Here is a 23,842-nt window from a genome sequence, read left to right as displayed (position 1 = left end):
CCGTCAGTTCGACGGGCTGGGCCCACTCACCTCGACCAAACGTGACAGAAGATCATAAGAAAGGGCTCGTCCTTCTTCATCCTTGATCAGGTTGCCGTTGGCGTCGTATTCCAAGGTGATATCCGGATAATCGACATGGGAATTCACCACCGCAGTCAATTGAGTCGGATCCTCACCGGTGTATTCAAACTGAGCCTTATTGATTTCGGTCGCCGATCCTTTGATAAAGGTCGTACGGACCTCTTCGTGATTGTCCAGCGCATCGAAAAAGAAGACTTGCTCCGAAATGACATTGCCATACGGGTCCACCGGTGATTGGGGCCCATCGCACCAATACTCCTCAAGTCGTCCACGTAGCTCGTACCGATAGTTCTCATCGCGCAACAACGTTTCGCCCGGCGCCGAGCCTTCACTCAGTTCGCGCTGTTCGACCTGGTCGAGATTGTTCCAGACCTGTTTCAACCACGATCGGGCGCCGTTGAAATCGAACGTGCGCAGCGTTTCGCGCCCCAAGGCGTCGTACTCAAGCTGGATGCTCACCTTGTTGTTCGAGCCATCAACGGTGGAAATACGCTCCGTCAGTCCCTGGACGTTATAGGTGAAGTCACTCCTCACGTAGCCGCCAGTGCCCGGCACACCCAACTCGGTGTAGGCCAGCTTGCCGGTAGTTCGATCATATTCGGACAACTGGACCTGACCGATCACATCGTAGTACCGGATGATCCTTCCGAGCCGACTGTGGACGTACGTCATGGCATAGGGATCAACCACGTCAGTGACTTTGCGTGTTTCCGTCTTGATCTCGCCGCGGACGTCGTAAGTACGTTCCAGTTGGATGTCGGTTTCAGACGAATTGAGCAGCCGGGCATCTTGGAAATCGTAGCCGTAAATGGCTTCGATCGGCGCCGGAACCTCCTGCAGGCGCTGGATGGTTGCCTCCCCCGCCACAGCCTTGCGAGTGAGCGGTTCATCTGTGAGCTCATAGGCATATTCGTAATGGATCACGTCGCCGCTGGGCTGGATGACCCGATTGGCCTTGGTGTAGCTGGTGTCGTACTCGTGTCGGGTGACTCGGCCCCCGGTCGTCGATTCAACCAAGCGCTCCAGGCTGTCGAAAGCCTGGGTGCCGAGGACCTTGTCGTTGACCTTGATCAGCGTTGGCAGATCGCCACGGCTATGGCCGGCGTATTCACGGACAACTTTGTCCTGCGTCGGCAACGTCGTTTCGAGCATACGATCGAACACATCGTAGACGTAGGACGTCTCGTAACCCGCCGCGTTTTTTTCCAGAGCCGTACGGCCCAGGCCATCGTAGGAATAGCCATGGACGCTGACGGACGCCTGCGCGAGGTCGAACCGCTCGACTTTCACCGGCTTTTCCAGGCGATTGGTGGTGGTGACGGTCTTGCCCATGCCCTGCGTCCACTCTGTGCTGGTGAACATGATAGGGTCCTGCAGAGTGTGTTGCGTAACGCCCGCTGCATCGGTACTTCTCGACTGCTCGCCCCAGTCATCGAAGGTATAGGTGGTCTTCAAAACCAAGGGTTCGAGTTCCAGCCAATCGATTTCGTGTTCTTCGGTCAACTGCCCCAAAGCGTTATGCGTCGCCCGGTAGGTCTCGCGATATTCGCCAGCGGAGAAGTCGAAATCTTGCTGCTCCTCGCTGACGGGCCGATTCAACCCGTCGAACCAGGTACGGGTCTTGACCTTCTTGACGTTTTCCATCTCCTGCCAAGCCTGCCCGGCCGCCAGCGCCTGGCCGCTGTCCGACGGGCGAACCAGCCGGTAGATGTAGGAACGCGTGGCGGCATAGACAGGATCGTCGGGGGCAACGGTTTCCATCACTACACGCAACAGGGCATCGTAGGTGTTACGAATGCGGATGTCCTTGTCCTGGCTGAGCAGGGGCTCGCCGTTGAGCAGCGAACGCTCCGTACTGACGACCTTGACCAGGCTGTCATGTCCGGTAAAGGTCTCGGTAGTGGCGAACGCGGTTTCACCCAAGAGCACCTCTGAAGCCTTGTCCGTCTTGTTCTTCCTGGCCTTTTCCTCATCCGTCTTGATGCTGTACTGATAACCCGTCGTCGAGACGTACGATTGATCTGCGCCAACCCGCTCGACAGTTTCCAGTTGAATGAGCCCATGTATCAAAGGATCCAGCGGCGTGTCGAAATACCCGGAGCGGGTGGTTTCCAGCAAGACGTCCGCCTGGTCGACTTGATAAAGGGCCTGCTCGGCGACAACTGCCCAGGGCTCCTTGATGTCGCTTTTGGCAAGCGTTGGCAGCTCGATATAACGGTAGCGGGTCCGTAGGGTTGGCGCGCCGGCCTGCACGTCGGGGACACGCAACGGATCGGTGGTCGGCGTGGTGGTTGTTTGCTCGACATGCCGGACAAACCCGTAGGGATCCTTCGGGCACTGGCCGACAACGCCCTCGGCCGGGTAGTAAGTCGTCGTCTCGGTAACGCCGCTGGCCTGGACACTCAAGGTCTGGTTGCCATGAATGTCGTACTCGCTCAGTTCGACATCCTCGCGCAATACCCGTGGGTCATCCGTCAGTTCCCAGCGTGTGGTCGCTTCCTTCAGAAGCTGACATTGGCGTGGCTGCTGGTCGAAAGGCGCCTTGGGGTCATCGTCCACATAATAACGATTGCTGAGAATCTGCTGGTGTGTGCCCTGGAGAGTCGTCTGTGATACCAGCAAATGGAAGCGGTTGAAGATGCGGGTCACGCTGCGCTTCGGATTCGCTCCGACCAGCAGCTCCTCGGTGGTTTCAGGCGATTCGTTGCCGGCCCGATCAAAGACCCGATAGGAGATCGAACGCGGCCCGTCGCCCATGTCGCGAATGAGCGCTTCGTCGAACTCCAGTTGAAACTGGAATTCTTCGTAGTCGTCTTTGGTAAGCGTCCTGGATACTTCCCGTTGCTGGCCGTTATCCTCGTTTTTCCAGGCGCAGACGATACGGTCACCGGGGGCCGGTTCGAGGTAAGTGGGAACGCTCACGGCCACGATCCCGTTGTTGTCGATGAGGTATTGTTGGGAGAGGCCATCTTCGACAATGGTCGGGTCGATCAACACAACATTGTTAAAGGCCAATTGAGGAGGCGTTTTATCAATAGTGACCTTGATCGGCACGGATCGACGAGGGGTCGAACTGTTCCAGGGATGCAACTGGTAATACACGCGGTGGATGCCCTCATCCAGCTTGGCAACTGGAACTTCCAGCCACAGATCCGCAGGCGGACTGTCAGGTTCGAGAGGCCCCTCCCAACGTTTTGTAGCCACGGGTTCGGCTTCATTTTCATCCCATATCAACTCCACCGTATCGTATTTCCCGTCCTTTGGAGCAGCGTCGCTCCAAAGGGGAAACTCGATACGCAATGGCCATTGCCAGGCATCCTTGGGCAACAGGTTCTCTTCGCCACCCGGAATCGGCGGCAGCACGCCGACAGCGGTGGGAGGCTCCAGATCGACCATGTTTTTTTCGGGCATGAAGCGTTTATTCAACGACGCGAGAAACTTGAACATACTGGCTTCCTCATCAAGAACAGGCAGAAAAAACAACTGCGGAGGTGTTCCCCGCAGATTCGTCAGTTGCTGTTTTATCGCGATGAGGCATCGGCGGCGGTATCAACCGGGAACGATGATGTTCCCGGGTACCTCTTCAGACCCTTACCAGCGATAGCGAGCACCAAAATTGAAACCCCACGGCTGCTCGATACTGTGTCCCTTGCTGTAGTCGAGATCGGCGTGAATCGACACCTTGTCGTTGAGATTCACGGCAATGCCCGCCCCCAGCTCACCACGCGAGCCGGACAGGTCGTTGTTGAACATGACCTCGTTGACCTGTACCTCGTTATTTTTTGCAAACTCATGGGCATAGGCCGCGCGCAGGTAAGGCTGCACCCGTTGGCCATCGCCCAGATCGAAGTCACGCCCGACAGTGGCGCCGGCCTTGCCGAGCAGTGAACGCGTACGGTCGCCCTCGGCTTTCAGGCCGTTGTCCAGATCGTAATCCTGGCCCTGGATGATCACCCCGGAGAGTTGGGTATAAGGCTCGATGAAGTAATCGTTCGCCAGCTTGATATGGCGGCCGAATTCGAGGGAGGCGCCGACCCCATGGTTGTCGTAACGCCCTTCGGTTTTTTTGCCATCGCTCAGTTGCACGTCGGACTTGTTCTGGAACCGGTTGAGCTTGAGGACACCGTCGAAATAATAACCGCTGGGCTCATCCAGCCAGGTGGTGTAGGCACCCACGTAATAGCTGTCGACCTTGGCGCTGGTGCCGCGACTCAAATCCAGGTCCGACTTGCTGTAGCCACCCAGCAGGCCCACCAGCCACCGGCCATCCCCGAATGGCAATGGGGCGTCGGCACCGAACGACAAGCCTTGCTGGGTTTGTGTGTAGGCCACTCCGGAGCTGGCGTCGACATCGAACTTGTTACCGTAGGCGCGCATCCAACCGCCGGCCTTGCCATTGTCCATCCGCACCTCGCCCATGCGCGTGCGCAATGTGCTGAGTTCGCCGTACCAGACGGTCGGTGCGGTGTTGAACAGGGCCAGTACGGATCGGGTGCCGGGGCTGATCACTTTTGTGGTGGTGTCCAGGTACCAGTCCTGATCGCCCTTTTTTACCAGCTCATAGGAAAACGCCCCGCGATCCACCGGCCCGTTGAGCAACGAAAATTGCGCATCGCCGGCGCCGATGTGGATCACCGGAATGGAACTTGCGCTGGTCGGCTCGGCGCCGCTGCTGCCCATCAGCACGCTGTGGCTGCCGGTGGCGGTACCGGTGACTTCAAGGGTATCGACCTGCCCTGTGACCAGGTCGGCATCCATGACAAAGAGGCCGCTGCCCGAAAGGTTGGCAACCGAGAGCTTGTAGAACTCGGTCGGGCTGCCGAACTGGACCGTACCACCATTCATGGACAGGTCGCCGATGCTGGCGTTATCGACCATGTTCCACTGCGCCTGGCTATTCACCGCAAGGCTGGCAACGTTGTCGAGCCGCCCAGTAAAAATTGCCTGGTTCTGCAAGGTGATGTTGGCGGTGGCGCCGACATCCACACTGATATCGCCGTTCACATCGCTGTTATCGATGATCATATTGGCGGTCGAGACTCCCTTGACCTCCAGGACCTTGCCGTTTCCCCCTGCCAGGGTGGAACGATTGCCCACCAGGATCTCTGCCGTGCCCATCCAGATGTCCCGGCTACTTCAAACACTTGCTCTGACACTTGCGTGGAAATATCCCGGATGGTGCATTCCTGCCCCTTGTAGAGAGGGTGCACGTTCGAGACCAACGCTTGAAAAGAACCGAATCGTTGTATCCCACCCTCCAGGGAATAGAGAAACAATGAACGTCGATCAGGTACTTTGATCACCATCGCGGCGGGCCATTTCTGCGCTGTCGCGCTGCCCGTATCGAGCATGACCGCGTAAACATGGGGTACGGGCATGCGCACCAAATCGTTTCTGGCTGCCAAGGAAGGGTGAGTGGTAATGAGGTCCAGCAGGCGATCCTCCTCAGCCCGCAGGACCCGTGCACTTCGGGTCAGCTGGGTGGCCGGCTCCTGGTCCGCTCTGTATAGATTGAGAAGATGCTGGAACCGCTGGGCAAGCAGATACGCCAAGGCCGCTTCGGCGGAGGACGGCCTTGGCGGTTCGAGCAAGTAACCCCATGTGCGGCTGTTGCGGAAGCTGGTGAGATCATCACGCAACTGACGTCTTACGGATACATTGGTTGCCGGCGGAGGGAAGTAGAAGACCGACTCCATGGTCCGTAGGACCTGCGCGTCCACCGGATCAGCAAATACGCTGTCCTCCTCCGACACGGAATCCGGGCGCCTGAAAAAACCTACCTCGCCCAATAGATAACGGGGCGGCGCATCACGCTGTAAACAGTCCTGGATTACCTCGGTGAAACTTTGCGAGGAGGTCAGCGAGCGTCCACCGCTGGAGTCAGTGACGAAGTGATTGACGTAGCAGTTGTCCGGATCGATAGGTGCTGGCAGCGAAGCGTGAAACTGGCGTACCTCAAATTTCTCACCAAGCATGCGGACCAGCAGGTTCTTGAGCGCCGAGTCGAATGTCGGCAGACCAGCAAACAGGCGGGCCAGTTTCACTTGGTTGAGGTCCAGCAATTCCATCTGCCTGAGCCGCGCTTTTTCCTGGGGCCCGAGCAGCTTGCCTTGCTCATCCACGTCGGTGATCAGAGATTGTCCGGGGCCCTGATAACCTGGTGGGACACCTTCTTGCAGTTGTCGCAGAAGCTCCGGCGCCAAGGCTCTGCCGTTGACCTGAAGTGACGAAAAGTCAACGGTCATCTGGCTGATATGCGGATAACGCCAGCCCTCGCGCGCCGAAGCGGCAGACGAGTAGAACTTGTCCTTGCTCTGGTGAGTGCTCAAAAAACCCTGGGTGACGACGTGAAGCAGCGACACCGGTGCGCTTTTTTTTGCGGAAGCCGAATCGATCGTCTCGACTTCATGGTAATCAACTCGAACCTGTGCATTGCTGCTCAGGCCTCGTTCGGACAACCACTGCCCGGCAAACTTGTGGGGACGGAACCGCAGACCGTTGGGCAACAGGCTGACAGGCTCCAGCACTTGATCATAGACAGACCTGGGCTGACGTCCAGGTCGCTTGAACGTATCGTCGGCCTCTGATCGCAGTTCCTGCTCCAACGTCCCGCAATCCATGCCGACTGCCAGGCTGGCGAATCCGTTATAGCTGCGTGGCATCCCTTGCCTGATCGCCTGCAGCAACCCGTCGTTGAGCCCCGCCAGGGCGCCGAGGACATCGGCTGGGACCGCATCTGCCAGCTGCTTGCGGTTATAGTCGCTGAAGGTTCCGGCACTCTGTTCATCGCCCCAGAATATCTTCATGTGCCAGCGATAAGGGGCCTGTGCGCTGCCCAGCAGCGTCGTCTCGAGTTCGGCGTCGTCCGGCGGCGTGGACAGGTAGGTCCTCAAGAAAGCCTTCTCACCAGATGCCAGCATCCACAGAGGCACCAGATCGATGTGTTCGGTGCCGTTCTGGTAAGTACTCAGCGTGCTCCAGTACATTACCGGTATCAGCGTATCAGGGGTGATGGGATGAGCAAGGCTACCCGGTATTTCACCCGGGTAGCAGGCAACGAGCTGGCGGATCCACTGCGTTTCAAGGCTGCTGTCCTGGCGCGTTTGCCCGGGGTTGTCCGGTTCGAGCTGGCCGGTATATTCGACGCGACTCGTCACAGCGGCGATGGAGAGCGGATCTGCGTCGGCGGCAAGCGATGCCCCAGCGTTTTCTTCAGATAGAACAGACATTGATGTCATCCGTATTGTGCTTGATAAAGCATCGAGCCTATCGAGCCATGAAGCGGCGGATGACATACATAGTTATAGGGTAAGTGGATAACTCGCAGAGACATGTAAGCCGGTATGTAAATCTGTCTCTGGTCGCGGTAATGAATGCCGACTAGCTCAATGCCCAGGCCACCAGCACCGCCATCTCCAGCAGTTCCAGCAAGGCCCCCGCCGTGTCTCCGGTGCACCCGCCCAAGCGGCGCAGCATTATCCGGCGCAAGCCGATAAAGCCCAGCGCCGCGACGATCAACCCCACCAGCCCGGCCCAGCCCGCCACCAGCACGCAGCCCAGCGCAACGGCGCACAGCACCTGCCAACCGGCGCGGCGTGGCAGGTGGTCGGCGAGCGCCTGGCCCAAGCCACCGGCGCGTACATAGGGCGTGGTGAGGAACAGCGCCAGCAACGCACCACGCCCAAGTACCGGCACGATGAGCAGCGCCAAGGTCTGCTGCTGTTCGATCAGCGCCAGCAACGCGCTGAATTTTAGCAACAGCACCAGCACCAGGGTGACCACCGCGATCGGTCCGCTGCGCGGGTCCTTCATGATCAGCAGCGTACGCTCGCGATCACCAAAGCCGCCGAGCCAGGCATCGGCGCTGTCCGCCAGGCCATCGAGGTGCAGGCCGCCACTGAGCAACACCCAGGCCGTCAGCAGCAGCGCCGCATGCAGCAGCAACGGTGCGCCTGACAACCAGGCATCGAGCCCGCAGAGCAAGCCGCCGAACACCACCCCTGCCAGCGGATAGAACAGCAGCGAACGACCCAGTTGCGCAGGTTCGGGCATGCCCGGCAAGCGCACCGGCAGGCTGCTGAGAAATTGCAGGGCGATCCAGAAAGGCAACATCTTCAGACCGCCTCTTCGAGGACTGGACCGGACGCCACCAAGAGAGAAAACAGCGCGCCGTGGGCGACTTCGACATTGAGCAATTGCTCGCGCGGCAGGCCGCGGGCGCGGGCCAGCAGCAGCCGCATCACGCCGCCATGGCTGACCAGCAGGATGCGCTGCCCGGCGTAGGCTTGATGCAAGCGTTCGAGCGCCGCCAGCACTCGCGCCGAGAATTCGAGCACTGGCTCGCCTTCCGGCGGCGTGAAGCCGTAGGGGTCGGCCCAGAACCGCCCCAGCGCCTCGGCGTGAGTCTCCATCAATGCCGCCGCGCTGCGGCCTTCCCAGGCGCCGAAATGCAATTCCTGCAGGTCCTTGTCAAAGTGCACCGGCAAGCCAAGTCGCGCACCCAACTGTTCGGTGAAACGCGCGCAGCGCTGCAAGGGCGAACTCACCAGCCGATCCCACGGCCCGCCCGCTGCGACCGCCGCGTCCATCTGTTCCCAGCCTCGTGGCGTCAGGGCGTCGTCGAGACTGCCGCGCAGCCCGCCGCCCAGTTCGGTCTCGCCATGGCGCAACAGGTCCAGGCACAAGGTCATGCCGGGCGATCCGCCACGGCCGCTTCGGCGAAGGTCGCCATCTGCCCGTGGAGGTCACAGGCCAGACGCAACAACGGCACCGCCAGCGCCGCCCCGCTGCCCTCGCCCAGGCGCAAGCCGAGGTCCAGCAGCGGTTCGGCAGCGAGGGTTTCCAGTACGTGGCGGTGTCCGGGTTCGGCGCCACGGTGGGCGAACAACAACCAGGGCCGGCACGCCGGATTGAGCCGCACCGCCACCAGGGCCGCGACGCTGCAGATAAAGCCATCCACCAGCACGGCGATGCCTTGTTGGGCACAGGCCAGATAGGCGCCGACCAACGCGGCGATTTCAAACCCGCCAAGGTTGCAAAGCGTTTGCAGCGGGTCGCCGTTCGACCCACCGTGCACGGCCAGGGCGCGTTCGATGACCTGGACCTTGCGGCTGATACCCGCCGCATCCAGCCCGGTGCCCGGCCCGACCAGATGCGCCACCGGACAATCGAGCAAGGCACAGGCCAGCGCGCTGGCCGCCGTGGTATTGCCGATGCCCATCTCGCCACCGATGAACAGTTGCGTGCCGCTGGCGGCGGCGCGCATGGCACTGTCGCGTCCGGCTTGCAGGGCCTGTTCACCCTGGGCCAGGGTCATGGCCGGGCCCAGCAGGAAATTGGCGGTGCCCGGGCCGACCCGCAAATGCCGCACGCCGGGCAAGTCCAGCGAAGGCGTCACGGTGCCCAGGTCGACGACCTCCAGGCAAGCGCCCAACCGCCGCGCGAGCACGCTGATAGCCGCGCCGCCGCTGACAAAGTTGAGCAGCATCTGCCCGGTCACTTCCTGGGGATAGGCCGAGACGCCTTCGGCCACCACACCGTGATCGCCGGCAAAAATCGCGATCCACAATTGTTCAAGGCTCGGCTTGACCTGCCCTTGCAGGCCCGCCAGCTGCACCGCCACCGACTCCAGGCGCCCGAGGGAGCCGGCCGGTTTGGTCAGTTGTTGTTGCCGCGCCGTGGCTTGCTCCAGCACTTGGCTATCAACGGGCTTGCACGGATCCAGCCACCAGCGGTGATTCATAACGCAGTACCTTTGAGAGTCAGGGGCAGGCCGGCGACGGTCAGCACAACGCGCTGGCAACGTTCGGCCAAGGCTTGATGCAGCCAACCGGCTTCATCGACGTAACGGCGAGTCAGCTCGCCCAGCGGCACGACACCCAGGCCGGTCTCGTTGCTGACAAAAATGATTTCACCGGGCAGCGCGCCGATGCAGTCCAGCAGGGCTTCGCGCTCGGCGGCCAGTCGGTCGGCATCGTCGAGCATCAACAGGTTGGTCAGCCAGAGGGTCAGGCAATCCACCAGCAGGCAGCGCTCGCTCGCGGCGGTTTCGCGCAACACCTGCGCCAGCGCCAGCGGCTCCTCCACCAGCGCCCACTCTGCCGGGCGCCGGGCGCGATGCTGGGCGACACGCTGGTTCATCTCGCCGTCCAGGGGTTGGCTGGTGGCGATGTAGGTCACCGCCAAGCCGGTGCCCGCCGCGAGTTTTTCAGCCAGGCGACTCTTGCCGGAGCGGGCGCCGCCGAGGATCAGTTGCAGCATGGGTCATTACCTTCTATCTGCCGGTGTGGCGACTGGCGCCATCGCGAGCAAGCTCGCTCCCACATTTGAAATGCATTCCAATGTGGGAGCGAGCTTGCTCGCGATGAGGTCAGCCCGGCCACCTCACATCCCACAGAGTTCACGCAACACCCCGGTATCCAGATGCCGCTCCACCAAGTCCGCCAACCGCTCGATATCCCGCTCGCGCAACCCGTGGTAATCCACCGCCTGGACATCCTGCACACCCGCCCAGCGCAGCAACGCGCTGCTCGCCGCTGGCGTTTCAAACAGCCCATGCAGATAGGTGCCGAAAATCTGCGCGTCGAGGCTTCGGGCGCCGTCGCAACGGCCGCCGTCCAACGTCACCGCAGGGTTTTCCAGGGCCGGGCCAGTGGTCACACCCGCATGGATCTCGTAGCCGCTGACCTCGGCATCCTCCAAAGCCAACCGCCCGCGCACATTGCGCAACTGCTTCTCATGCTCCAGCGTCGTCTCGAAGTCCAGCAGGCCCAGCCCGGCACTCGAACCGGCCTCGCCTTCCAGCCCGAGCGGATCGTGAACCTGCCGGCCAAGCATCTGCAAACCACCGCAGATGCCCAGCAACTTGCCGCCGTAGCGCAGGTGCCGATTGATCGCCGTCTCCCAGCCGTTGGCGCGCAGGTAGGCCAGGTCGCTGCGCACGCTTTTCGAACCGGGCAGGATGATCAGGTCAGCCGGCGGGATGGTCTGGCCGGGGCCGATGAATTGCAGGTCGACCTGCGGGTGCAGGCGCAGCGGATCGAAATCGGTATGGTTGCTGATGCGCGGCAGCACCGGCACCACAACCTTGAGTACCTGTTCGGCCTTGTCGGCCTGACGCCGATCGAGACCGTCCTCGGCTTCCAGGTGCAGGTCCAGCACATAGGGCAGCACGCCAATCACCGGTTTGCCGGTGCGCGCTTGCAGCCAATCCAGGCCGGGTTGCAGCAACGCCAGGTCGCCACGAAAACGGTTGATGATGAAACCTTTGACCCGGGCCTGCTCGCTCGGCGAAAGCAATTCCAGGGTGCCGACCAGGTGGGCGAAGACGCCGCCGCGATTGATGTCGGCGATCAGCACCACCGGGCAATCGACGGCCTCGGCAAAACCCATGTTGGCGATGTCGCCGGCACGCAGGTTGATCTCCGCCGGCGACCCCGCGCCCTCGACCATGACCACCGGATACGCCGCGCGCAAACGCTCATGGGAAGCCAGCACCGCTTGCATCGCGATGGCCTTGTAATCGTGATACGCCACGGCGTTCATGCTGGTCACGGCGCGGCCATGGATGATGACTTGGGCACCGGTGTCGCTGTTGGGCTTGAGCAGCACCGGGTTCATGTCGGTATGCGGTTCGAGGCCACAAGCCTGGGCCTGGACCGCCTGGGCCCGGCCGATTTCGCCGCCATCGGCGGTCACCGCGCTATTGAGCGCCATGTTCTGCGGCTTGAACGGCACCACGCTCACGCCCTGGCGCCTGACCCAGCGGCACAGCGCCGTGACCAGCGTGCTTTTGCCGGCATCGGAGGTGGTGCCCTGCACCATCAAGGTGGTCATTGAATGTCCTTGGCATAGGCCTCGAAAGCCTGTTCGAGACGCAGGAATTCTGCGTCATCGGCCGGCAGTCCGAAGCGCAGACTGCTGGTGTTGATGAACAGCCGCAGGAGAATGCCGCGATGAGCCATGAAGTCATAAAGGGTCCGGGCGTGCTCGGTAACCAGCCACTGGAACAATCCGCAGCCACCGTGGGGCTTGAAGCCGCGGTGTTCGAGCAGCAGCGCCAGGCGCTGACTCGTTTCCTCGCAACGCTGGCGCTGGCGAGTATGTGCCTCGGTATCCAACAGGCACGCCTGGCCCAATATCCGCGTCGGCCCGCTGACGGCCCACGGCCCGACCTGTTCGGCGAGCAGCTTGAGCAAGCGTCGCTCGGCCAGGACGAACCCGAGGCGAACTCCGGCCAGGCCGAAAAACTTGCCGAACGAGCGCAGCACGATCAAGCCGACCTGATGGGCGTAGGCGGCAAGGCTCAGGTGCGGCGTGATATCCATGAACGCCTCGTCCACCACCAGCCAGCCACCCCGCTGGGCCAGCCGCGCATGCCAATCCAGCAGGCGTCCGGGGTCCAGGCTCAGGCCGGTGGGATTGTTCGGGTTGACCACCACCAGCACGTCGAGGCTGTCGAGGAAAAAATCCACTTCCGCTTCCAGCACTTCGCGCACGATGTAGCCGCTGCGGCGCCAGGCTTCGGCGTGTTCGGCGTAACAGGGCGACAGGACCCCGACCTTGCCCGCTCGGCGTAGGCGCGGCAGCAGTTGGATGGCCATTTGCGAACCGGCCACCGGCAGCACATGCGTCGCTTCGTAATAGTCGCAAGCGGCCTGTTCCAGACCATCGTCGGTCTCGGGCAGGCGCGCCCAGGCGCGCATTGGAATCGCCGGGATCTCGAACGGCCAGGGCGCTAGGCCACTGGACAGGTCGAGCCAGTCGGCCTCGGCAATCCCGTATTGCCGGGCGGCGTTGCGCAGTCGTCCACCATGCTCAAGCATAAAACTCGGCTCCGAGGCAGAGAATCAGCAGCCATAACCATACGCCGCGCTGGACCAATTGCCAGCCTCGGTCAATCGAATCGGCACTCGCCGGCACGCCCTCGCCCAATGGCGGGCGTTGATGCAGTTCGCCGTGATACACCGCCGCGCCCCCCAGTTCCACACCCAGCGCGCCGGCACCGGCGGCCATCACCGGCCCGGCATTCGGGCTGTCCCAGGTCGGCCCCTGGCTGCGCCAGCATTTGAGTGCCAGGCGGGTCTTGCCGAGCGCAGCGTAGGTCAACGCCACCAGGCGCGCGGGAATGTAGTTGAGCAGGTCGTCGATTTTCGCCGCCGCCCAGCCGAAACGCTCGAAGCGCTCGTTGCGATAGCCCCACATCGCGTCGAGGGTATTGCTCAACCGGTACAACACCACGCCAGGCGCGCCGGCCACGGCGAACCAGAACAGCGCGGCGAACACCGCGTCGCTGCCGTTTTCCAGGACCGACTCGGTGGCGGCGCGGGCAACGGCGGTTTCGTCCAGCTCGGCGGTTTCGCGGCTGACCAGGTAACCGACGCGTCGACGCGCCTCGTCCAGCTCACCGCTGCGCAGCGCCCGGGCCACCGGCTCGACATGCTCGCCGAGACTGCGCAGGCCGAGGGCGCAGTAAAGCGCCAGAATTTCCACCAGCCAGCCAATCATCGGTGCCCAGGACAGGGCCGTGGCGAGCAAGGTCAGCGGCACCACGGCGATCACCCACGCCGTCACCCCATGGCTGCGCCAGCCACGCCCGCCGGAGTTGAAACGCTGTTCGATGCGATCGGCAAAGCCGCCGAACGCCACCAGCGGATGCCAACGCCGGGGCTCACCCAGCAGCGCATCCAGCGCCACCGCGGCGGCACTGACCAACGCTACGCTCATGGGCGCACTCCCCAGTGGTTTTCATACAGCAGTTCAGTGAGCGGACGCGGTTGCGCCCAGCCTTCAAGGGCAAGCATCGGCGCCGGGTAGAAGCCTTCGACCGGCCCCAGGCACAGGACCGCCAACGGCTTGGCCCCGGCGGGCAGGCCCAGCAGGTCAGCCAGGGCCTGGGGTTCGAACAGCGACACCCAGCCCATCCCCAGCCCTTCGACGCGGGCCGCCAGCCACAGGTTCTGGATGGCGCAGGACAGCGAGGCCAGGTCCATTTCCGGCAAGGTCCGGCGACCGAATATGTGCCGCTCGCGGTCGTCCATCAATGCCGCCACCAGTAGCTCGGCGCAGTCATTGATACCTTCGACCTTGAGCTGCATGAATTCATCGCTGCGCTCGCCCAGGGCTTCGGCGGTACGGATGCGTTCCTCTTCCACCAGTCTCTGGATCTGCCCACGCAAGGCGCGGTCGCTGATACGGATGAAGCGCCACGGTTGCATCAGCCCGACGCTGGGCGCCTGGTGCGCGGCTTCGAGCAGACGGCGCAGCAACGCTGGCTCGACGGTGCCACCGCTGAAGTGGCGCATGTCGCGGCGTTCGGCGATGGCGCGGTAGACGGCTTCGCGTTCGGCCTGGGTAAAGGCGTTGTCAGTCATGGCCTCATCGCGAGCAAGCTCGCTCCCACATTTGAATCGCGGTCCCCTGTGGGAGCGAGCCTGCTCGCGAAGACGGCCCCAGGGTCGGGCGCAAACAACGCGGCAATCGCCCCGGGATTGGACGGGAAGTAAAAATGCACATAGGAAGCCGTCATCCGCCCCAGGCGAAAAACCGCCTCAGCCCCTCGCCCACCGTTCGGGCTGTGCCCACGGGCGATCGGCTCGAGTTCAGTGCTGGTCAAGGAGTGATGATAGGTATGCCCGCGCAGGGTGCCTTCCGGCAGCTCGACTGATTGCAACGCCAAGGCCGCAAGGCGCTTTTGCATCTGCGCTTCACCGCTCAACAGGCCGAGCAGCTCGGCGCGAGTGCCCTCGACGTCGGTCAATGAATCGAGCAGGTAGAGCATGCCACCGCATTCGGCGAGCAGCGGTTTGCCGGCTGCGTGGTGGGCACGGATCGCCGTCAGCATCGGCACGTTCCGCGCCAGTGCAACGTGGTGCAGTTCCGGGTAACCGCCAGGCAGATACAGGCTGTCCGCCTCGGGGAGTTCGGTGTCATGAATAGGGGAAAAGAAGGCCAGTTGCGCGCCCATGGCCCGCAGCAGATCGAGGCTGGCGCCATAGGTGAAGGCAAACGCTTCGTCACGGGCGACGGCGATGCGCACACCGTCGAGCCACGGCTCAACGGTTGTGAGTTCGGGCGCGGCGAACTCGACCTGGGGCGGCAACGCCACTTCACAACTGCTGGCCAATGCTTCGGCCGCTGCGTCGAGGCGAACGTCCAGGTCATTCAGTTCGCTGGCCTGGACCAGTCCGAGATGGCGGCTCGGCAACTCGATGCCGGTTTCTCGCGAGAGCGCGCCGTACCAGCGCAGGCCTTCGGTCAGGCTGCCTTCGAGCAATTGCGCGTGGCGCAGGGTGCCGACCCGGTTGGCCAGTACGCCAGCGAACGGCAAGTCCGGCTGATAACGGGCCAGGCCCAGGGCCAGGGCGCCGAACGTCTGGGCCATGGCGGTGCCGTCGATCACGGCCAGCACCGGCACGCCGAAGTGGCGCGCCAGGTCGGCGCTGGACGGGGTGCCGTCGAACAGCCCCATCACCCCTTCGATCAGGATCAGGTCCGCTTCGGCGGCGGCTTCCCACAACAGTCGGCGACTTTCCTGCTCGCCGACCATCCACATATCCAGTTGATAGACCGCTGCGCCACTGGCGCGCTCAAGGATCATCGGATCAAGGAAATCAGGTCCGCATTTGAACACACGCACCTGGCGCCCCTGGTTGCGATGCAACCGTGCCAGCGCCGCAGTGACGGTGGTCTTGCCCTGGCCGGAAGCCGGCGCGGTAATCAACACCGCCGGACAGTGGCGGCTGGTCATCGAAGCATCGTTCACAGTTCAACGCCTTTCTGCGCCTTGATGCCGGCCTGGAAGGCATGTTTGATCATGCCCATTTCGGTCACGGTGTCGGCCAGCTCGATCATTTCCGGCTTGGCACCCCGGCCAGTGACCACCACATGTTGCATGGGCGGGCGGGCCTGCAAGTCGCTCAAAACCTGATCGAGATCGAGATAACCGTGCTTGAGAGCGATGTTCAGCTCATCAAGCACCACCAGGCCAATCGACGGATCGCCGAGCAGTTGCCGCGATACCGCCCAGGCGGCTTCGGCGGCGGCAATGTCGCGCTGACGATCCTGGGTTTCCCAAGTGAAGCCTTCGCCCATGACGTGAAAGCGCACCTGCTCCGGGAAGCGTCGGAAAAACAGCTCCTCGCCGGTGCTGTTGCGCCCTTTGATGAACTGCACCACGCCGCACTGCATGCCGTGGCCCATGGCACGGGCGAGCATGCCGAACGCCGAACTGCTCTTGCCCTTGCCGTTGCCGGTCAGCACCAGCAGCAGGCCACACTCGTTCGGTGAATTGGCGATGCGCTCGTCAATCACGGCTTTCTTGCGCAGCATGCGCGCCAGGTGGCGTTCGTCGCGATCGGGCGTATCGGTCATGAGGGGAGCTCTCCGTTGGGACTGGATAACGGCGGGCGGGCAGAAAAAAGGACGGCAGCGAGCCTGGCATCGCCCACCGTGATGCCGTTGGATGAATCAGGCCGGTCTCCGGGCTCATGAGCGGCGTAATGCCTGGCTGCGCGCCTTCCCATGTCTTGCGACACAGTGGTGAGTGGCCTGCGTGGCCACAAAGCACAGCGTTGACTCATTTACCGTTGCGGGGGCAGCGCCGGGTTCGCGTTCGCTCACCGGCTTCCCTGTTTCACTCTGTCGGCCGCGACCGCGCCACAGAGCACCTGAAACAAGCCGCGAAGGTTAGAGGGTTGGGGATGGAGCGTCAATTAAAGCCGCCACATGCATCGGCTCATTGAGTGGTCCTGATCAATAAACTGACATCGATCTTGTGTGAAGCTGTGGCAAGTGATATCAAATAGACACTACGACCCGCTATCACAAGAACAAGAGGGCAAACGCATGCAAGGCATGATCATCAGCAATCCGAAGCTGGAGTTTCTGCGCCCGGTGCTGGAACGCTGGTTCGACTGTATCGATCGCTACAACGCCGTGCGCGGCGATAACGACACCCCCTACTGGCATGATCAAAAAGCCAACCTCGGGTTGCTGTCTGCCGCTGCCTGGATGGCGGAGATGGTCACGCTGCAGAACGCAGCGACGCGCAAGCAGAATGAAGAAGGCGAACGCAACGTCAGCGCCGACCTGTTCATCGCCAGCACCGATGAGCGCGCCTTCATCCAGGCCACCCAGCGCTGGCCGAAGGTCAACAACCTGAACCTGACCCAACCTTTGCTCGAAGCCGCCAGCGACGCCAAGCGCATCAGCTACGCCAGCGACCTGAAACTGGGCTGCCTGTTCGTTGCCCCGCAAAAAGCCCAGCAAAGCGCCACGCCAGAAGAGTTGCAGGACATGATCGACGACCTGCAGAAGGAGAACACCTGCGCCGTGGCCTGGTACTTTCCCTACGCCTATCGCAAATTGCGCAACGAGGCGGGCCAGTACCATCCGGGTATTGCGCTGCTGCTGAAACAGGCGCACGGCTGATTCATCGACCTGTGGAAAAACATGTGGGAGCGAGCCTGCTCGCGAAGACGGCAGAACAGTCAACACTGATATCGCCGGATATAGCGCTTTCGCGAGCAGGCTCGCTCCCACAAAGGAATCTGTCTGCCTGACTGTTGTTACCCACCGTTGAACCATCCCACGTCTACGCTCCTCTATGAGTAACCACATGCACTCATAGGGAAGCCCGCATGCTCAAGCCACCTCATCTGTTAATCATTGCCCTGGCTACGGGGCTTGTCGCGTGTGGCGAGTCTTCCACATTGCAGGTTTCCGACGGCACCGGCCCGTCGCCGAAACTGCCCGAACCGAACAAGACCCTGATTCCCACCGTGAACATCGCCGAGGCGGTCGGCTGGCCGGACGGCGCCAAGCCAACCCCGGCCCAAGGCCTGCAGGTAGTCGCGTTTGCCGAAGGGCTGGATCATCCGCGCTGGCTTTACATACTGCCCAATGGCGATGTGCTGGTGGCCGAAACCAACGCCCCGCCCAAGCCCGACGATACCCAGGGCATACGTGGCTGGGTCATGAAAAAAGTCATGGGCCGGGCCGGTGCCGGCGTGCCCAGCCCCAACCGCATCACCCTGCTGCGAGACGCCAATCACGATGGCGTCGCCGAGACCCGGACGATTTTCCTGGAGAACCTCAATTCGCCGTTCGGCATGACCCTGGTCGGCAATGACCTGTACGTGGCCGACACCGACCGCCTGATCCGCTTCCCGTACAAGGAAGGCGACACACAAATCAAGGCACAGCCAACCAAGGTGGTCGACTTGCCGGGCGGCACGTTGAACCACCACTGGACCAAAAACGTCATCGCCAGCCGGGACGGCAGCAAGCTGTACGTGACCACCGGTTCGAACAGCAACGTTGGCGAGAACGGCATGGAAGCGGAAGAAGGCCGGGCGGCGATCTGGGAAGTCGACCGCGCCACAGGCACTCATCGCATCTTCGCCGCGGGCCTGCGCAATCCCAATGGCCTGGCATGGGAGCCACGCAGCGGCGCGTTGTGGACGGCGGTCAACGAACGGGACGAGATCGGCAGCGACCTGGTGCCGGACTACATCACGTCGGTCAAGGACGGCGGCTTCTATGGCTGGCCTTACAGTTATTACGGGCAAAACATCGATGTCCGGGTCGAGCCGCAAAACCCCGAGCTGGTGGCCAAGGCCATCGCCCCCGACTATGCGGTGGGCCCGCATACCGCCTCCCTGGGCCTGAGCTTCGCCGAGGGCAGCCAATTGCCCGCGCCGTTCACCGAAGGGGCTTTCATCGGGCAACACGGTTCCTGGAACCGCAAGCCCCACAGTGGCTACAAAGTGATTTTTGTTCCGTTCAGCGGCGGCAAACCGGTCGGGCAACCAGTGGATGTGTTGACCGGTTTCCTCAATGCAGACGAAAAAGCCCAGGGCCGGCCGGTGGGCGTGGTGATCGACAAGCAGGGCGGGTTGTTGGTGGCGGATGATGTCGGGAACAAAATCTGGCGGGTGTCAAAAAACTAAAGCTGAAAACCCGTGGCGAGGGAGCTTGCTCCCTCGCCACAAGAGCCTACCCGGCAGAAATCAGGGATTACGCGCCAGATGATCCGGCTGCAGTACTCGCTTGGCGCCCAGGTAGGCTTTCTGCCAATAGGCCTTTGACAGGCTGTCGAGCTTGACCGTCCCGCCCGTGGCCGGCGCATGGACGAAGCGCCCCTCCCCGACATAGATTCCGGCATGGCTGACCTGGGAGCCGCCATTGGTGGCGAAGAACACCAGATCGCCGCTCTGCAACGCATCCTTGCCGACTTCCGGCGCGCGCATGCTGATCATTTCGCGCGTGGAGCGTGGCAGCGAGATACCCGCGGCGTCACGGTACACATAGCCGATCAAGCCACTGCAATCGAAACCTGAATCCGGCGTGTTGCCGCCCCAGCGATAAGGCGTGCCCACCAGGCCCAAAGCCCGGAACAGCACGTCTTCGGCGGCGGGAGAAAAAGTCTGGGAAGGTGCGAACACCACCGGGGCCCGCACTGGCGCGGGCGGCGGGGTGCGACTGGCGCACGCGCTGAGCAGTGCGGCAAGAAACATGAGAGCGAGGCGGGCCGACGTCGACATAGGCACAACAATCCTGATCTGGATGCGGCTATTTCTGCCGTGGAGATGGAAACAAGTCCGCCCGCGTAGTACGCAGGCGGATTGCCATCAATCAATGATCATGGATTCTAGCGGCTATGGGGCAAACTTCAAGTAAGACTTTAACTTTGCCTTACAAACTGTGCGTTTACTTGCGAGCCGTCACTACGGTCGGTGCCATGGCGAGGGCACGCTTGGCTTCGATGAAGGTCTTGCTCCAGTAGCTGTCGCCCAGGCTGTCGATTCGCACCCCACCGCTACGGCGGCTGCTGGAGTGGATGAACTGGTTGTCGCCCAGGTAGATACCGGCGTGGCTGACGCGACCGCGACGACCGTTGGTGCTGAAGAACAGCAGGTCACCGGGTTCGAGCTGGTTGCGAGCGACCAGCGGGGCCTTCACGTTGATCATTTCACGCGTGGAACGCGGCAGGGTCATGCCCGCTTCTTCGCGAAACAGGTAGCCGATGAAGCCGCTGCAGTCGAAGCCGGCTTCGGAGGTCCCGCCAAAACGATAACGTGTGCCGATCAACGACATGCCGCGCTCCAGGATGCTGTCTGCCAGCACTGGAAGCTGATAAGGCTTGCTGCCGGCGAAGTCTGCCAGCTCTTTGTCGGAGGCCATTTCTTCCTGGAACGCAACGGCGGAAGACTGGGCGGTAACGGTGTTATTCACCTGTGGTTGGGGCGCTTGCTGGGTCACTGGAGAGTGGGCAGCGCAACCGAACAACAGGGTAACGAGTGCGAGAGGCACGAGGGGTGCGAAGCGATTTAGCATGGGCACGACCGTGGCTGAGGTAGTAAAGATGGCGAGACTATGCCTTCTATCAACCTCATTTGCAAATTCAATCGATGCAAATGTGACTTCTTGATTTCTCGTTTACATCTAAGCGCTTAAGCCCGTATTGAGCGGCTTGCAGGCCTCCAGCCCAGTAAAACCGCGGGCTTCGTCGGGTTAAGAAGAGGCTTTAAGCCATCATCTCGCGACCGTTTTACCAGCCCAAAGTTTCTTTCAAAAAAGGAATGGTCAGCTTGCGCTGGGCCTGGAGTGAGGCCTGATCGAGACGTTCGAGCAGTTCGAACAACGCGCTCATGCTGCGGGTGCCACGGGTGAGGATAAAATGCCCGACCTCGTCGGTCAGGTGCAGGCCGCGTCGAGATGCACGCAATTGCAACGCGCGAAGCTTGTCCTCGTCGGAAAGCGGGCGCATCTGGAAGATCAACGCCAGGGTCAGGCGGGATTTCAAGTCGGCCAGCTTCACCGGCAGCTCCCGTGGCGAGGTCGATGCGGCAATCAACAGGCGCCGGCCACTGTCGCGCAACCGGTTGAACAGATGGAACAACGCCTCTTCCCAATCGGCCTTGCCGGCCACTGCCTGGAGATCATCCAGGCAGACCAGTTCGTACTGCTCCAGGTTGTCGAGGATTTCCACCCCGCGATCCAGCAGCTCAGCCAGTGGCAGGTACACGGCAGGCTCACCCAACTGCTCGAAGCGCAAGCACGCCGCCTGTAACAGATGCGTGCGCCCTACCCCGTCCTTGCCCCACAGATAGATCAGGCTCTCGGTCCAGCCGGCGTCGGCTTCGCAAAGCCGCTCGACATAGCCGAGTGCAGCGGCATTGGCGCCTGGGTAGTAATTGATGAAGGTGGCGTCGTCACGCAGACGCACACCAAGGGGCAGCTGAATCGGTTTCATGCTGACTGAACGGTTCCAAGGGAACCATTAGTGGCCTCTGTGTAAAGTTTGCAAAGTTTATACCCGTGGCGCGGACCGCACAATGCGCCGGACCACGAGCAAAATCAAAGGTTTGCAGCAGCAAGGGCACGGAGCGTCAGTTTCCCTGACGCTGCGCCTGCCATTTGCCCTAGAGGTCGGGGTCCTCTGCGCCGCTATATATGTCGGAATCCTTGTACAGATCGTGCATATGACGCACCAGCACCATGATCACCGCCGCCACTGGCAACGCCAGCAGGATGCCGGTGAAGCCGAACAACTCGCCACCCGCCAGGATCGCGAAGATCACCGCCACCGGGTGCAAGCCGATACGATCTCCCACCAGCAACGGCGTCAGCACCATGCCCTCCAGCGCCTGCCCGACCATGAATACCGCGACGATGCCGACCATGGGATACAGGTCGCCGCCAAACTGGAACAGCCCGGCGATCAACGCCGCGCCAATCCCGATGACAAACCCCATGTAAGGCACGATGGCCGCCAACCCGGCGATCAGGCCGATCAACAGGCCCAGCTCCAACCCTACCAGCATCAGCCCCGCCGCGTAGATGAAACCCAACGCGACCATGACCAGCAACTGCCCCCTGACAAACGCCCCCAGCACCTCGTGGCATTCGCCAGTCAGCGTCATGATGCGTTCTTCGCGATGACGCGGCAGCAGGCTGCGGATCTTCGCCATCATCAGGTCCCAATCGCGCAGTAGATAAAAGGCCACCACGGGGATCAGCACCAGGTTCGCCAGCCAGCCGATCAGCGCCAGGCTCGAAGCCGTGGCCTGGCTCAATACCACGCCGACGATATCGGTGGTCTGCCCCATGTGTTCACTGATGGCGGCCTTGACCTTGTCGAACTTCCAGAAACCGTCCGACAGGCCCAGCTTCGATTGCACCCACGGCACCGCGGTGTGCTGCAGCCAATCGAGCATCTGCGGTGCCAGCTCGTACAGGCGCACCAATTGCTTGGCCAGCATGGGTATCAGCACCAGCAGCAGAGCGCTGACAATCAAGGTAAACAACGCGAACACCGCCACCACGCCCCAGGTCCGGGACAGCCCGAGTTTTTCCAAGCGATCCACCACCGGATCGAACAGATAGGCCAGTAACAGCGCAACCAGGAACGGCGTGAGGATCGGGTGAAGCAAGTAGATAAATGCAATCAGCAGGGCGACCCCACCCAACCAGAACCAACGCCGCGTATCGCCCATGAACCACTCCTGCCCCTATAAAAGAAAGAAAACTACCAGCGGAATCGCAAGTTAGCCGCCGGCGACGGTGTCGGTGTCGCGACCGGAACCGTTCCGTCGGCGGCCGGCTGCGCCGCAGGCGCTTGCGCGACGGCTTCACCCGGTGGCAATTCCTGCAGTTTGGCCAGGGCCAGTTGTGCCTTCAATTGCTCGGCGCTGCCGTTGACCTTGTAGACGATCATGTCGCCCTCGACCCGCTGCACCTGGCCAGCGAACGGTTCGAGCAGACGCCCCAGCGCTGCATAACGCTCCAGATTCACGCCTTGGACTTCCAGCAACTGCTCGGTCGCCACGCCCGGCTTGGCCACGAAACGCGGCGCCAGGCGCTGGCTCACCGCCAACATCACGGCATCGGCCAGCGCAGCGGGATCGGCGCCCTGGGCGCTGCCCTGTTCGCGCTGGTCGCCCAGCCACACGCGCCAGGTGGCCTGCCACTGGCCACCCTCTTCCTTGGCATGGACCGCCAGCAAGGCATCCGAGCCATACCGGTCCGACGCTTCACGCAACGGCGCCGGATCGTTGCCTTGCAACGTCGGCGCGGTGGCGACAATCTGCTCGCTCAAGTCCGCCATCGGCAAGTGCAACGGCAAGCCCCGGTGCTGGGCCGCGCGGCGCAGAGGCGTGGCGCTGGCCTGGCCATCGCCGACCAGGCTGGAGCCTTCCGCCGAGTCATTCAGCCACCAGCCTAGAATCGATGGACGATTCGCGCCCCAGAGCGGCAGCCCCGCCGAACGCAATGCCCGGTCGGTGCTGGCGGGATCGAAGTCCACCTGCAGGCTTTCCGGAGGACCGGCGTCGTAGCCGTACTGCAGAATGATCTGCTGCGGGTCCTTGCGGATCGCCGCCAGGCCGGGATTCTGCGCGGCCTTGGCGTCGCCGGTCAGGCGCAGCACCAGGGTGTCCAACGCTCGCAACGTTGCCTGGTTTCGCTCATCCGGCGCCTGGCTGCTGACCGGCTCACGCACCTGATAAAGGTTATTGAGGGTTTCGGCATGGCTCGCCAGGCTGATCAGCGACAGGCAGCCCATGGACAAGAGTTTGAAAAGACGCATGGAAGATTCCCGGACATAACGGCTGGCACCGGCCGTGTGGAGAAGATTGAGCATGGCTGTGACCACGGCACCGGGGAAAACATTCACCACCCAGCGCAAGTTTTCTACTGTCATAACCATAGCCGCTTAGCGCTACACCTTATACAGACGCGTCGCCCAGTACCAATACAA

The 23,842-nt window shown here is 62.1% G+C and carries 19 protein-coding genes, 1 pseudogene and 1 riboswitch; of the genes and pseudogenes, 2 read left to right on the top strand and 18 right to left on the bottom strand.

Features of this window, described 5'->3' with window-relative positions:
* Positions 1-3: 3 nt before the first annotated feature.
* The 13 genes and pseudogenes from J3P94_RS07750 to cobO form a co-directional block, all read right to left on the bottom strand.
* On the bottom strand, positions 4-3,528 hold the full coding sequence (locus J3P94_RS07750; protein ID WP_434572456.1) for an RHS repeat domain-containing protein: 3,525 nt from the start codon (positions 3,526-3,528) through the stop codon (positions 4-6).
* A gap of 144 nt (positions 3,529-3,672) precedes the next feature.
* A pseudogene (locus J3P94_RS07745) lies at positions 3,673-5,190 on the bottom strand (autotransporter outer membrane beta-barrel domain-containing protein); the annotation flags it as partial.
* Positions 5,103-7,310 (bottom strand): hypothetical protein, encoded by a 2,208-nt coding sequence (locus J3P94_RS07740; RefSeq protein ID WP_434572454.1) that lies wholly within the window; start codon positions 7,308-7,310, stop codon positions 5,103-5,105. The pseudogene J3P94_RS07745 and the gene J3P94_RS07740, both read right to left, overlap by 88 nt.
* A gap of 151 nt (positions 7,311-7,461) precedes the next feature.
* Positions 7,462-8,193, bottom strand: a complete 732-nt coding sequence (locus J3P94_RS07735) for an adenosylcobinamide-GDP ribazoletransferase (RefSeq protein WP_434572452.1) — start codon at positions 8,191-8,193, stop codon at positions 7,462-7,464.
* Between the two features lie 2 nt (positions 8,194-8,195).
* On the bottom strand, positions 8,196-8,771 hold the full coding sequence (gene cobC / locus J3P94_RS07730) for an alpha-ribazole phosphatase family protein (RefSeq protein WP_434572450.1): 576 nt from the start codon (positions 8,769-8,771) through the stop codon (positions 8,196-8,198).
* A complete protein-coding gene (gene cobT / locus J3P94_RS07725) occupies positions 8,768-9,823 on the bottom strand; it encodes a nicotinate-nucleotide--dimethylbenzimidazole phosphoribosyltransferase (protein ID WP_434572448.1) in 1,056 nt (351 codons plus the stop codon). The genes cobC and cobT overlap by 4 nt, the downstream gene beginning before the upstream one ends.
* On the bottom strand, positions 9,820-10,341 hold the full coding sequence (cobU, locus tag J3P94_RS07720) for a bifunctional adenosylcobinamide kinase/adenosylcobinamide-phosphate guanylyltransferase (protein WP_434572446.1): 522 nt from the start codon (positions 10,339-10,341) through the stop codon (positions 9,820-9,822). Before cobU ends, cobT begins: the two co-directional genes overlap by 4 nt.
* A 123-nt stretch (positions 10,342-10,464) precedes the next feature.
* Positions 10,465-11,916: a cobyric acid synthase gene (locus J3P94_RS07715; protein ID WP_434572445.1), complete on the bottom strand. Its 1,452-nt coding sequence runs from the start codon at positions 11,914-11,916 to the stop codon at positions 10,465-10,467.
* Positions 11,913-12,905, bottom strand: a complete 993-nt coding sequence (gene cobD / locus J3P94_RS07710; protein ID WP_434572443.1) for a threonine-phosphate decarboxylase CobD — start codon at positions 12,903-12,905, stop codon at positions 11,913-11,915. The genes J3P94_RS07715 and cobD overlap by 4 nt, the downstream gene beginning before the upstream one ends.
* Positions 12,898-13,806 (bottom strand): adenosylcobinamide-phosphate synthase CbiB, encoded by a 909-nt coding sequence (cbiB, locus tag J3P94_RS07705; RefSeq protein WP_434572441.1) that lies wholly within the window; start codon positions 13,804-13,806, stop codon positions 12,898-12,900. The genes cobD and cbiB overlap by 8 nt, the downstream gene beginning before the upstream one ends.
* A complete protein-coding gene (gene bluB, locus J3P94_RS07700) occupies positions 13,803-14,453 on the bottom strand; it encodes a 5,6-dimethylbenzimidazole synthase (RefSeq protein ID WP_434572439.1) in 651 nt (216 codons plus the stop codon). Before bluB ends, cbiB begins: the two co-directional genes overlap by 4 nt.
* Positions 14,450-15,829 (bottom strand): cobyrinate a,c-diamide synthase, encoded by a 1,380-nt coding sequence (locus J3P94_RS07695; RefSeq protein WP_434572437.1) that lies wholly within the window; start codon positions 15,827-15,829, stop codon positions 14,450-14,452. The genes bluB and J3P94_RS07695 overlap by 4 nt, the downstream gene beginning before the upstream one ends.
* Positions 15,830-15,840: 11 nt before the next feature.
* Positions 15,841-16,452 carry a cob(I)yrinic acid a,c-diamide adenosyltransferase gene (cobO, locus tag J3P94_RS07690; RefSeq protein WP_305499435.1) on the bottom strand — a complete coding sequence of 204 codons (612 nt, stop codon included), beginning with the start codon at positions 16,450-16,452 and terminating at the stop codon, positions 15,841-15,843.
* 82 nt (positions 16,453-16,534) lie between these two features.
* Positions 16,535-16,767, bottom strand: a riboswitch (cobalamin riboswitch).
* Between the two features lie 159 nt (positions 16,768-16,926).
* On the opposite strand from cobO, the gene J3P94_RS07685 reads away from it, so the two are divergent.
* Together J3P94_RS07685 and J3P94_RS07680 are read left to right on the top strand one after the other, a co-directional pair.
* The gene (locus J3P94_RS07685) at positions 16,927-17,511 is read left to right on the top strand and encodes a hypothetical protein (RefSeq protein ID WP_434572435.1); all 585 of its coding nucleotides are present in this window, start codon (positions 16,927-16,929) and stop codon (positions 17,509-17,511) included.
* Positions 17,512-17,720: 209 nt separating this feature from the next.
* Entirely contained in the window at positions 17,721-19,031 is a 1,311-nt protein-coding gene (locus J3P94_RS07680; protein ID WP_434572433.1) for a PQQ-dependent sugar dehydrogenase, read from the top strand.
* Between the two features lie 60 nt (positions 19,032-19,091).
* Here the strand turns inward: J3P94_RS07680 and J3P94_RS07675 are convergent, their stop codons facing one another.
* From J3P94_RS07675 to J3P94_RS07655, 5 genes are all read right to left on the bottom strand, one after another.
* Positions 19,092-19,625 (bottom strand): C40 family peptidase, encoded by a 534-nt coding sequence (locus J3P94_RS07675; protein WP_434572431.1) that lies wholly within the window; start codon positions 19,623-19,625, stop codon positions 19,092-19,094.
* Between the two features lie 166 nt (positions 19,626-19,791).
* Positions 19,792-20,418 (bottom strand): C40 family peptidase, encoded by a 627-nt coding sequence (locus tag J3P94_RS07670; RefSeq protein ID WP_434572429.1) that lies wholly within the window; start codon positions 20,416-20,418, stop codon positions 19,792-19,794.
* A 214-nt stretch (positions 20,419-20,632) separates the two neighbouring features.
* The gene (hda, locus tag J3P94_RS07665; protein ID WP_003178999.1) at positions 20,633-21,337 is read right to left on the bottom strand and encodes a DnaA regulatory inactivator Hda; all 705 of its coding nucleotides are present in this window, start codon (positions 21,335-21,337) and stop codon (positions 20,633-20,635) included.
* A gap of 169 nt (positions 21,338-21,506) precedes the next feature.
* Positions 21,507-22,580 (bottom strand): AI-2E family transporter, encoded by a 1,074-nt coding sequence (locus J3P94_RS07660; protein ID WP_305499429.1) that lies wholly within the window; start codon positions 22,578-22,580, stop codon positions 21,507-21,509.
* 32 nt (positions 22,581-22,612) lie between these two features.
* Positions 22,613-23,671, bottom strand: a complete 1,059-nt coding sequence (locus tag J3P94_RS07655; protein WP_434574123.1) for a DUF2066 domain-containing protein — start codon at positions 23,669-23,671, stop codon at positions 22,613-22,615.
* Between the last annotated feature and the right edge of the window lie 171 nt (positions 23,672-23,842).

The organism is Pseudomonas sp. Z3-8 (genome assembly GCF_051131975.1).
In the GTDB taxonomy this organism is placed as follows: domain Bacteria; phylum Pseudomonadota; class Gammaproteobacteria; order Pseudomonadales; family Pseudomonadaceae; genus Aquipseudomonas.
The sequence above is the reverse complement of the archived record's forward strand: the minus strand, read 5'-3'. Positions and strand labels throughout refer to the sequence as shown.